Annotated in this window: 10 protein-coding genes and 2 pseudogenes; 5 read left to right on the plus strand and 7 right to left on the minus strand. The window is 67.3% G+C overall.

The window, feature by feature from the left end; all coding sequences use genetic code 11:
- Positions 1 to 139: 139 nt before the first annotated feature.
- Both VF643_RS08735 and VF643_RS08740 read right to left on the minus strand, forming a co-directional pair.
- A pseudogene (locus VF643_RS08735) lies at positions 140 to 575 on the minus strand (transposase); the annotation flags it as partial.
- A 223-nt stretch (positions 576 to 798) separates the two neighbouring features.
- On the minus strand, positions 799 to 1,161 hold the full coding sequence (locus VF643_RS08740; protein WP_331043000.1) for a response regulator: 363 nt from the start codon (positions 1,159 to 1,161) through the stop codon (positions 799 to 801).
- Between the two features lie 40 nt (positions 1,162 to 1,201).
- Here VF643_RS08740 and VF643_RS08745 point away from each other — a divergent pair, with 40 nt between their 5' ends.
- The 4 genes from VF643_RS08745 (at position 1,202) to VF643_RS08760 (ending at position 3,856) form a co-directional block, all read left to right on the plus strand.
- Entirely contained in the window at positions 1,202 to 1,474 is a 273-nt protein-coding gene (locus VF643_RS08745) for a DUF3572 domain-containing protein (protein WP_331043001.1), read from the plus strand.
- Entirely contained in the window at positions 1,471 to 2,118 is a 648-nt protein-coding gene (locus VF643_RS08750; protein WP_331043002.1) for an HAD family hydrolase, read from the plus strand. The genes VF643_RS08745 and VF643_RS08750 overlap by 4 nt, the downstream gene beginning before the upstream one ends.
- Entirely contained in the window at positions 2,115 to 2,579 is a 465-nt protein-coding gene (locus tag VF643_RS08755) for a RidA family protein (RefSeq protein ID WP_331043003.1), read from the plus strand. Before VF643_RS08750 ends, VF643_RS08755 begins: the two co-directional genes overlap by 4 nt.
- A gap of 119 nt (positions 2,580 to 2,698) precedes the next feature.
- Positions 2,699 to 3,856: a GNAT family N-acetyltransferase gene (locus tag VF643_RS08760; protein ID WP_331043004.1), complete on the plus strand. Its 1,158-nt coding sequence runs from the start codon at positions 2,699 to 2,701 to the stop codon at positions 3,854 to 3,856.
- On the opposite strand, the gene VF643_RS08765 is transcribed toward VF643_RS08760, so the two are convergent.
- The 4 genes from VF643_RS08765 to VF643_RS08780 all read right to left on the minus strand — a co-directional run bounded on the left by VF643_RS08765 (position 3,793) and on the right by VF643_RS08780 (position 10,027).
- Positions 3,793 to 5,376: a hypothetical protein gene (locus VF643_RS08765; RefSeq protein ID WP_331043005.1), complete on the minus strand. Its 1,584-nt coding sequence runs from the start codon at positions 5,374 to 5,376 to the stop codon at positions 3,793 to 3,795. The genes VF643_RS08760 and VF643_RS08765 overlap by 64 nt on opposite strands.
- Positions 5,377 to 5,384: 8 nt before the next feature.
- A complete protein-coding gene (locus VF643_RS08770; RefSeq protein ID WP_331043006.1) occupies positions 5,385 to 7,175 on the minus strand; it encodes a hypothetical protein in 1,791 nt (596 codons plus the stop codon).
- On the minus strand, positions 7,172 to 8,713 hold the full coding sequence (locus VF643_RS08775; RefSeq protein ID WP_331043007.1) for an NAD(P)/FAD-dependent oxidoreductase: 1,542 nt from the start codon (positions 8,711 to 8,713) through the stop codon (positions 7,172 to 7,174). Before VF643_RS08775 ends, VF643_RS08770 begins: the two co-directional genes overlap by 4 nt.
- A gap of 96 nt (positions 8,714 to 8,809) precedes the next feature.
- Positions 8,810 to 10,027 (minus strand): argininosuccinate synthase, encoded by a 1,218-nt coding sequence (locus VF643_RS08780; protein WP_331043008.1) that lies wholly within the window; start codon positions 10,025 to 10,027, stop codon positions 8,810 to 8,812.
- Positions 10,028 to 10,152: 125 nt separating this feature from the next.
- Here VF643_RS08780 and VF643_RS08785 point away from each other — a divergent pair, with 125 nt between their 5' ends.
- Positions 10,153 to 10,539 (plus strand): hypothetical protein, encoded by a 387-nt coding sequence (locus tag VF643_RS08785; protein WP_331043009.1) that lies wholly within the window; start codon positions 10,153 to 10,155, stop codon positions 10,537 to 10,539.
- 355 nt (positions 10,540 to 10,894) lie between these two features.
- On the opposite strand, the pseudogene VF643_RS08790 reads toward VF643_RS08785, so the two are convergent.
- Positions 10,895 to 11,022, minus strand: a pseudogene (locus tag VF643_RS08790) (IS5/IS1182 family transposase); the annotation flags it as partial.

The following is an 11,022-nucleotide window of genomic DNA, read 5'->3' on the forward strand; positions in this document are numbered from 1 at the left end:
TCAAATGCCGCGCTGGCGGCACCACCCGCCAGCAACTGGTCCAGCAACTCGTTCGGTATCGCAGGCTCTTTGCGTCGTGACATAGGGGGAACTCCTCACACCCATTATGCCCGCCCGCACACGGAAATCCCGACAGTCCCACGATGTGCCGTTTGCGCCCCTTCACCCTCTTGGCCGCATCCAACCCTCGCGGGCCGCCGCTCTCGGTGGTCTGCGCGCTCTGGCTGTCGATGATGCAGACCGTGGGCTCGGCACCGCGCCCAGCCAAACGACGCGCCCGACCGTCGAGCGCGTCTGCGATCCCCTGCCAGACCGCGCTGCCAGCGGTAGAAGTAGCCCTGGACCGTGGAGCGCGGCGGAAAGTCCTTCAGCAGCGCGCGCCACTGGCAGCCGGTCGAGGCCATGTAGAGCAAAGCCTCCAGCACCACTCGCAGGTCGACCACGGGTGGCCGCCCCCAGCGTGATCGTTTCGGCAGCAGCGGCACGACCAGCCGCCACTCCGCATCCGTCAGATCGCTTGCATAGCGCAGCCCCGCGCGGGCATGATCCCGCCGCGTAGTCTCGGTCCAGGACATGTGTGCCTCCATCGTCGCCTCGCAAGCGCGACGGAATCACAACCCACCGAGATCACTCAACTCTTTTCAGCCAGGCTCTGAGGACGAACGGATCGATATCAAGTCATCACACCCTGAAGATTCGCGCAGATGAGAAAGAGGGGGCACGGCCGGTGCCGAGTCGTCGCCCTGGTGGCATGGCGCGCACGCTGTAGGACAGCGGCAAAACGGCTTGCGGTGCGGCTCAGACCAGTCCGCCCACGGTGTCCATGAAGCGGGCCAGGCTGATGGGCTTGGACACGTAAGCGGCCGCACCCGCGGCGCGGATGCGCTCCTCGTCGTCGCGGCCGGCATAGGCGGTGACCGCCATGACCGGGATGACCTTCAGCGTCGCGTCGGCCTTCAGCTCCAGGATCAGATCGTAGCCGGTGACGTGCGGCATCTGGATGTCCATCACGACCAGATCGGGCGCGAATTCTCGCGCGCGTGCCACGGCCTCCCGGCCGTCGCGGACCGGTTCGCAGATATATTCATGCGCCCTGAGGAGGTCGCAGAAAAGTTTTAGGTTCAGTTCGTTGTCCTCGACAACGAGCACCCTTTTTGCCACGCCGGGGCCTCCTGAAGGCGATGAGGACCGACGATAGGCAATGCGGCCAGCCGACACAAATGATGACGCGACCGATCTGGCGCTCCGTGCGCTCGTCTGGACGCTGGCGGAGCCGGACCGGGCGCTGCGGCTGCTGTCGGTCACCGGGCTGACGCCGGGCGATTTGCGCGCGCGGGTGAGCGATCCGGCGGTGTTGTCCGCCGCGCTCGGCTTTCTGGAAGGGCATGAGCCCGATCTGCTGGCCTGTGCCGAGGAATTGGGCGTCGCTCCTGCTTCGCTGGTGCGCGCGCACCTTATGCTGGAGCCGTCATGAAGCCGCTGCTGATTACCGATTGCGATGAGGTGCTGCTCCATATGGTGTCCCATTTCGGGACGTGGCTGGGCGAAGCGCACGATATAGACTTCCAGATCGGCGCCGGCGAATGGGCGGACCGGATGAAGCGCCGCGACGGCGGTGCGCCGCTGACCACCGAGGAGATGTGGGGGATGCTCCACGGCTTCTTCCCTGCCGAAATGGCGCGCCAGACATTGGTGCCGCACGCGCGCGAGGCCTTGGCGGCGCTGGCGGACATCGCCGACGTCGTCGTGCTGACCAATTTACAAGACGCCTGCCGCGTGCCCCGGATCGAACAGCTCGCCGCCTTCGGCATCCACTACCGCGTCGAATGCAATCAGGGCGGCAAAGGCGCGCCGGTCGCCAGGCTGGTTGCCGAACACGGCGCGCCCGTGACGGTGTTCGTCGACGATCTGGCGGTGCATCACGAATCGGTCGCCCGCCACGCGCCTGACGTCCACCGGCTGCACATGGTGTCCGAACCCACTCTGGCGCCGCATGTCGCCGCCGCGCCGCATGCCCACGCGCGGATCGACGACTGGCGCCAGGCGCAGGCGTGGATCGCCGATCGCTTCGCCGCGGGGCTGCCCGCGTCCGACCGCCTAATGCAGGAGACCGCATGACCGACCGTATCGACCGCGCCCTCGCCGAATTGGGGCTTTCGCTTCCGGAGGCCGCTGCGCCGGTCGCCGCCTATGTGCCCGTCGTCGAGGCGGGGGGCCTGCTCCATCTGTCGGGGCAATTGCCCTTTATCGACGGAACGCTCGTGACCGGGCGGCTGGGCGAGGATGTCGATCTGGCGGCGGGGCAGCGTGCCGCGCAGGCATGCGGGCTGATGATCGTTGCGCAGTTGAAGAAGCATCTGGGCGATCTGTCGCGGGTGGGGCGGATCGTGAAGCTCGGGGTCTTCGTCAATTCCGCGGCCGATTTCACCGATCAGCCGAAGGTGGCGAACGGCGCGTCGGAACTGATGGTCGCGTTGTTCGGCGATGCCGGGCGGCATGCGCGCTCCGCGGTCGGCGTTCCGGTGCTGCCGCTGGGGGCGGCGGTGGAGATCGACGCGATCGTGGCGTTGGCGGATTAGGCACCTCCTATTCATGCTTGGGTCGCCCTCTCCCTTCCGCGGCTTCGCCCCTCCTTCCCTCTACCAGAGGCAGAGAGAAGAGGCGCGAAGTGCCGAAAGGTGAGGGTGAGCGGGACCGCATGAACGCCGTCGTCGTCCGCCTCGCCGATGGTGTCGCCACGATACCGGCCGCGGAGTGGGATGCGTGTGCGGGGACGGGCAATCCGTTCGTCGGCCATGCCTTTCTCGCGGCGTTGGAGACCGCCGGCAGTGTCGGCGCGCGATCGGGGTGGCAGCCGTTGCCGATCGTCCTCGACGGCGCGGACGGACGGGCGGCGGCGATCGCGCCAGCCTATGTGAAGAGTCATAGCCAGGGCGAATATGTCTTCGATCATGGCTGGGCGGATGCCTGGACGCGGGCCGGCGGCGCTTATTATCCCAAGCTCCAGATCGCTTCGCCGTTCTCGCCGGTGCCCGGGCCACGGCTGCTGCTGCGCGACACGCGCAAGGCACCCGCCCTGCTTGCCGCGGTACAGGCGGTGGTGGATCAGAACGATCTGTCCTCGGCGCATGCGACATTCGTCGCAGCGTCCCAGGTGCCTTTGTTCGAGGCGGCGGGGTGGCTGATCCGCACGGGGACGCAATTCCACTGGACCAATCGCGGCTATGCCGATTTCGACGCGTTTCTGGACGACCTGACGAGCCGCAAGCGCAAGGCGATCCGAAAGGAGCGCGCCGCCGCGGTCGACGGGCTGACGATCCGCCATCTGAGCGGCAATGCGATCGAACCACGCCATTGGGATGCGTTCTGGCGCTTCTATCAGGATACGGGCGACAGGAAGTGGGGGCGGCCCTATCTGACCCGAGGGTTCTTCCCGCTGCTGGGGAAGGCGCTGGGCGAGCGGGTGCTGCTGATCCTGGCGGAGCGCGACGGGGTGCCGATCGCGGGAGCGTTGAACCTGATCGGCGACGATACGCTCTATGGCCGTTATTGGGGTGCGACCGAAGAGGTGCCGTTCCTGCATTTCGAACTCTGTTACTATCAGGCGATCGACGCCGCGATCGCGCGCGGGCTGACGACGGTGGAGGCGGGGGCGCAGGGCGAGCACAAGCTGGCGCGCGGCTATGCGCCGGTGACGACCTATTCGGCGCATTACATCCCCGACGCCAACTTCCGCCGCGCAGTCGCCGATTTCCTGCTGCGCGAGCGGGCGGCGGTGGCGGTCGAAAGCGACTATCTGGGGGAGATGACGCCGTTCCGCAGGGTGAACCGCACCGACCGATCGTCGACGCGGTAGAGGACATCGCGGCCGCTGCGCCAGATCGGGGTCAGTCCGCGCACCAGGGCGGGATCGTGAGGCGGCGGGTTGAGCAGCCAGACATAATCGAAGGCATGGCGCGGGAAGGCGGCGAGCGCCCACGCCACCGGCCGCCACCATTCGCCGCGGCAGCGGACATCGGTGACGATCTCCGACGGATCGTGCGCGAACCCTTGCGCCGCGCCATATTTCACGGTCAGCAACTGGCCGCCCGCCATCGACCATTGATCGTTGGTATAGGCCAGCTTGCGTTCGAGCAGCAGCGCGGAGACGTGTTCGAGGCGCGAGTAGGTCCAGTCGTCCTGGCAGCGCCGTCCGACGAACGTCACTACCCGCGCGCCCTGCGGCACATGGTCCAGCGCGGTCAGGACACGGTCGTATTCGCGGTCGTAGAGCCAGTAGCTGACCGTGGTCCCGACGAGACGCGCGCCGAAGAAGGCGAGGCCGAGGGCGGCAAAGGTCGCCGCGCCGCGGAACGACAGCCCGCGCCGTGGCCGCAGCGCGATCACGGCGATCGCGAGCATGAAAGGGGCGAGCCGCATGTCGGCATAGGCCGAGCCGAAGACGATGCGCGGCAGGAGCACGAACACGATCAGCAGGAACAGCGCCGACAGCCCGAGCTGCCGCGAATATTCGATCCGCTCGTCGCGCACGCCCTTGAACAGGATCAGGAACAGGACCGTCGCCGACGCCATGTCCCACGCCATCCAGCGATCGCGCAGGACCATGGCGATGTAGTTGAATTTCTGCCGCCAGTTGAACCAGTCGGTGGTCTGGCCGGTGACGTGATCGCCCGATCGCCAGAAGATCATCAACGCCATCGGCAGCGCCAGCGGGATGCAGCCGAGCGCGGCACGGAACCAGGCGTCGAACCAGCGTCGCCCCCCGCCCCCCCGACTGGCATCGTGCTGGCGGATCATCTCGGCGGAAAAGGCGAGCACCCCGAGTACCCCCCAGCCGAAGGTGTGGCACAGCCACAGCAGGCAGGAGGCGGGCACGAAGACGAGCGCGCGCAGGTTGAGCTGGCCGGCCCGGGCCATCCGCAGCCAGAGCGCGAACAGATTGAGCGCCAGCGCCATGGCGAGCGCGAAGTTCACGAAGCCGAACTGGAAAGGGTAGCTATAGGCGAGCGGCAGGGCGAACAGCGCGGTCGCCGGGATGCGCCCGTGAACCTCACGCGCGATCCAGAGCAGCCCGCTGACGGTGAGTGCGGGGATGGCGACGACGATCAGCTTGACCGCGAGTTCCAGCCCGAAGACGCGCTCCAAAGGGATTACGAGCAGATCGATGCCGAGGTTGCCGATCAGCTGCCAGCGGAAATCATACCAATCGGCCAGTTCGGGATGCGATCCGATCGCCACCTGGACGCGGTAGCGGCCCATGTGGCCGGGCAGATCGACGAGCGGCGGAATGTCGGGCCAGAGCAGGGGCACGATCGCCGCCAGCGCCATCGCCGCGACAAAGGCGCGCGTCTGCCACCAGTGAAGTTCCCCCTGCATGCCGCACCCTAGGAGCGAGGCATGGCTCGCGGCAAGGGTGCAGCTGTGCGGACGACCCGCCAGACGAGTACCGGCGAGCCGGACATGGCGATCGGGCGCAGCCAATCGAACCGTTCGCCGCGCTCGAGACGTGCCCAGAAGCCGCGGGGCGCGTAATAGCGATAGAGGTTGGTCTCGCTGAATCCGGGGCAGCCGGCGACATAGGTAGCACCCGCCCGGCGGACGATGGCCTCCGCCTGTTCGGGCGTTCCCGTGAACGAGGCCAGCACCTTGTGCATGGCAGCGGCATTGCGGTGATATCCGCCGGCGATCGCCGTGTGTCGGGTCGTCGCGATGAGTTCGGGGGTCACGTCGATCGGCAGGAACACCACGCCTGCGCTCAAGCGGCCGAGCGCCCGGACATCGGCAAAGGTCTCGCAGGGCTGACGTATCGACCCGTTCGCCATCGGCAAGGATTGGACAGGGGGCGACACCAGGCGAGCGATGGCGAGCGCGCCGCCTGCCGCCAGCCCCGGCGATGCGACGACCAGCGCCGCCGCCGTCGCGCCGACGCGCGGCAGGAAGCCGGGCACGGCGCGGGCGCGCAGCAGCATGAGCATCAGCAGCGATGCGGCACCGGGCAGTGCCAGGGCGTTCGCGGTCGCGCCGGCGCGGTTCACCAGGCACGACAGCAGGGTTGCGGGCAGGAGCACCGCCAGCATCAGCAGCCACCGGGTTCTGGCTTCGCCCGTGCTCCGCCGCAAGGCCCGGACGGTGCCGAAAAGGCCGACGATCGGGAGCGCGACGGTCATTACCGCCCAGCCAAGCGACTGGTGCCAGAGCGGCAAGCCCTCCTGGACGCTGTCATACCATATCGTGCGGACCAGCGGATCGAGCGTAGCGAAGGGGCCGCGCGCGCATTCGGGTGCGATGACCAGCAGCGAGGCAACCGCGGCCGCGCCCCCGGTCGCAAGGGCTGCGATGCGCGCGAATGGACTCGCCAGCCGCAGGTGCGTGGTCAGCAGCACCGCGGCCGCGGCGATTCCGAGCATCACCAGCCAAGCGGGCGAAATGGCGTCGCAAGCAGACGTCAGCCAGAACGGCCCACGCGTCGCCAGGTGGAGCGCTGCCGCCCCCGCAAACAGGCTGACGACCAGCGCCTTCACGAACCCGCGCCGATGCGGCTCGCTCGCCCAGGCGAGCGCGGCGACACCGGCGATGAGCGCCGCGATGGGAAGTCCTTCGAGGGAAATCGTCACGAGCGCCGCCAGCGCAAGGCCGGCCATTGCGCCGCCACCTGCCGTCGGACGCGTGACGAGCGCCACGGTGGCGGCAAGCGCCAGCGCGATCTGCCACCCGTGATGATCGATGCGCATCGGCCGCACCTGGTAGATCAGCGGCACCGCGAGCGCGGCCAGCAGCATCGCCAGCCGCGCCTGTTCCTCACCCGCCAGCCTGCGGGTCAGATGCGCGGCGGTCGCCATGATCGCGAGCAGGGTCGTCAACGGCACGACGACCATCGCGATACGCGTCGCGGCCGTTCGACCGACGAGCGGATCGAAGACCAGCATTACCGCGGCCAGCGGCAGATCGACCAGCCGCGACCAGTGCATCGGGAAATCGCCGCCGTTCAGCCGGTGCTGACCGACATCCCACCAGCTCTGCCCGTCCATCCAGTCGCGGACCTGGAGGAGTCGCATCGCGTCGTCGGGATCGGAAAAGATCATGTCCGCGATCAGCGGCCTGAGCACGAGGCACAGCATCGCCGCCGCGAGCAGCCAGGCGATCGGGATCGCGCGCGACAGCGGCATCGGCGTCACGCCGCGCGACGAGCCTTCGGGTGCGTCTCGGGCAGGCGCTCGGGCACTGCGCGCAGCGACGACAGCGCCCCGCCTTCAATGCTGCCTTCGACACTGCCTTCGCGGCCGGCTTCGTGGTATTCCGCATCCTCGTTGACGGCCCAGACATCGTGGACGCGGGCACCGGCCAGGATGTTGCGGACCGTCAGCATCGCGGTCATCATCGCGTGATCCTGATTGTTATAGCGGTGCATGCCGTTGCGACCGACGAGGTGGAGCGTCGGGTAGCGGGCCTCCAGCTCGCGTGCCACCGCGGCGACGTTGGCGGCATAGTCCTCATCATAGACGGGATAGGCCTTTTCCTGGCGAACGACGGTGCCGCCGGTGACCTGGTCGGCGCTGCACAGGCCGAGAAGCGCCATTTCACGGGTCGCCAGCGCCACCAGTTCGGCGTCGCTCGCCGACCACAATCCGTCGCCCTCGAAGCAGAAATATTCGAGACCGACGCAAGCGATGGCGGGATCGGGGACCATTTCGGGCGACCAGCTGCGGAAGTTCTGGACGCGGCCGACCTTGACCTTGGGATCGTGGATGTAAATCCAATTGTCGGGAAACAGATCGGGGGAACGGATGGTCAGCGCCACGGTCAGGAAGTCGCGGTATCGCAGGGCCGAGGCCTGGGGGAGCGCGGCCGGCAACGGGTGGAGCCGGGTGGCGAGTTCGCGCATCGGCGCGCTGCTGATGACATGCGTTGCGTCGATCGCGACGGTCGTGCCGTCGCTGGTCGTCGCGGTCATCCGCCAGCCGTCGCCGCTTTGCGCCAGCTGTTTGAGGGCATGCCCCATCAGCACCCGGTTGCCGTGATCGAGCACGCGGTCGCGCGCCGCCTCCCACATCATGCCGGGGCCGAGCCGCGGATAGCGGAAGTTTTCGAGCAGCGTCTTGGCCTGCATGCCGTTATTGGGGCGCTTGTTGAGGCCGAGCGAGCGTTTCACGCCATCGAATACGGCCGCGCCGAGACTGAGGCCCTTGATCCGCTGCGCCGCCCAGTCGGCGGACATTTCGGTGCACGGCATGCCCCAGACCTTCTCGGTATAGGTCTTGAAGAAGATCGAATACAGCTTGCGACCGAACTGGTTGACGACCCAATCCTCGAAGCTGCGGACGTCCTTCTTCGGGAAAGCCTTGGCAAGGCCGAAGCTCGCCATGCACAGCGACGACCGCCACAGTCCCAGATTGCGCAGCGCCTCGAACGCGCGCAGCGGATAGCTGTAGAAGCGGCCTTCGTAATAGATGCGGCTCATCCGGGGGCGTTCGATGAAGTCGTCCGGGAGCAGTTCGTTCCAGAGATCGACCACCTCCCTGGATTTCGAGAAGAAGCGGTGGCCGCCGATGTCGAAACGAAAGCCCTCGTGCTCGACGGTGCGGCTGATGCCGCCGACATACGTCGCGTCGCGCTCGATGACGGTGACCGAGAAACCGGCCTTGCCGAGCAGATACGCCGCCGTCAGCCCGGCCGGACCCGCCCCGATGATCGCTACGTCGACTGCCTTGGCCATACCTGCCCCCTGATGCGGTGGGGCAGGGATGAACGAGGATGGTTTAGAAAAACCTAATCCGCTTCCGGCGGCTGATCGAAAGCGTCTTCCCCGCTATCAGCGATCCCGCCGCCCGAGCAGCCGCAGCCTGAGTGCCTGGAGCTTGATGAAGCCGGCCGCGTCGCGCTGGTCGTAGGCGCCCTGGTCGTCCTCGAAGGTCACGACCTTTTCGCTATAGAGGCTGTAGGGCGATTTGCGGCCCGTCACATGCACCCCGCCCTTGTACAGTTTCAGGCGGACAGTGCCGGCGACCTTGGTCTGGCTGTGGTCGATCGCGGCCTGGAGCATCTCGCGTTCGGGGCTGAACCAGAAGCCGTTGTAGAGCAGTTCGGCATAGCGCGGCGCCAGTTCGTCCTTCAGATGCGCGGCGCCGCGGTCCAGCGTCAGTTGCTCGATCGCGCGGTGGGCGAGGTGGAGGATGGTGCCGCCCGGCGTCTCGTACATGCCGCGGCTCTTCATGCCGACGAAGCGGTTTTCCACCAGGTCGAGCCGGCCGATGCCGTGGGTGCGGCCGAGGTCGTTGAGCCGGGCCAGCAGCGACGCGGGCGACAGCCCCTCGCCGTTCACCGCGACCGGATCGCCGCGTTCGAAGTCGATGGTGATCGATTCGGACGCGTCGGGTGCGTCCTCCGGGCTGAGCGTGCGCGAATAGACATAATCGGGCACCTCGGCCCAGGGGTCTTCGAGAACGAGGCCCTCGGACGAGGTGTGGAGGAGGTTGGCGTCGGTCGAGAAGGGCGCCTCGCCGCGCTTGTCCTTGCTGACCGGGATCTGGTGCGCCTCGGCGAATTCGATCAGCTTGGTGCGGCTGGTCAGATCCCATTCGCGCCAGGGGGCGATGACCTTGATATCGGGGGCGAGCGCGTAATAGCCGAGTTCGAAGCGGACCTGGTCGTTGCCCTTGCCCGTCGCGCCGTGGCTGACCGCATCGGCGCCGACTTCCCTCGCGATCTCGATCTGGCGCTTGGCGATCAAGGGCCGCGCGATCGACGTGCCGAGCAGGTACAGCCCCTCGTACAGCGCGTTGGCGCGCATCATCGGGAAGACGTAATCGGATACGAATTCCTCGCGCAGATCGTCGATGAAGATGTGTTCGGGCTTGACCCCCATCATCTCGGCCTTGGCGCGCGCCGGCTCCAATTCCTCGCCCTGACCGAGGTCGGCGGTGAAGGTGACGACCTCGCACCCGTAATTCTGCTGCAGCCATTTCAGGATGACCGAGGTGTCGAGGCCGCCGGAATAGGCCAGCACGACCTTGTTGATGTCTTCGCGCATGGGGCATCCTTCCGGCGTCGGTTTGGCCGCGCCCTATGCAATGGGGAACGCAGGTGCAAGCGCGCGCATTCATCCGCGATGCAGGCGGGCGCGGTTAGGCGCGGTGCCTTGCAGGAGATAGTATCGTGATCCGTATTCTGTTCATCGCCGGCGTTGCCGCCGGTGTCGCCACCCCCGCCGTCGCGCAGGAGACCAGGGCGTCCGCGGCGGCCAAATTCTCGCGCGAGTTCGTCGCCACCGACACCAGCAAGGACGGCACGCTGTCGCTGGCGGAGGTGCAGGCGCGCACCGTGAAGATGCGGATCGGTGCGAGCAAGGATCCCGCCATCGCCAAGAAGCTGGGCGCGCTGTGGTTCGCGCGGGCGGACGCGGACAAGAACCGCAAGGTGACCGAGCCCGAGGCGCAGGCGCTGCTCGCGGCGACCTTCGCGCGCTACGATGCCGACAAGGACGGCAAGATCGGGACGGCGGAGCGGGGCCAGGCCAGGAAGAGCCTGGAAAAGGGGCGGTAGGCCTCCGCCGGCATTTGCCGAATCGCGAGGGCGGGGGCGCCTCCCTCGCCAGCGTACCGCGGGTTCCAAACCGGACGAACCGCACGCTACGTTCGAAGCGCAGTGGCCCCCGCGACGTTGGTCCGTATTCGAAAGCGCCGGCATGACGCGGTTGACCTGATCGGATGCCAGCCATGTCGCCGGTTCTGGCACGTCGCCGGCCTGTAGGACAGCGCGTCCAGGAGCGTGATGACTTGAGACTGATCCGTAGGAGCCGCCGAGCCTGTCGAAACGGTATCTTGAACACCCCTCAGCGCCTCGGAGGGCCCTTCGAGACGACATTTCGACTTCGCTCAATGCCATCTGAGAGCCTGGCTCATAAGTTTCCCATTCGCGCGAGGCGTCTGGAGAGGGTTCGAATGTGAGCGAGGATGAGCCAGGCTGCGGCGCTGGCTGTGGTGCGTTCGAAGTCCTTGGCGAGGCGGCGGCATCGACCGAGCCGGG

This window comes from Sphingomonas sp. (assembly GCF_036387595.1).
Taxonomy (GTDB): Bacteria; Pseudomonadota; Alphaproteobacteria; order Sphingomonadales; family Sphingomonadaceae; genus Sphingomonas.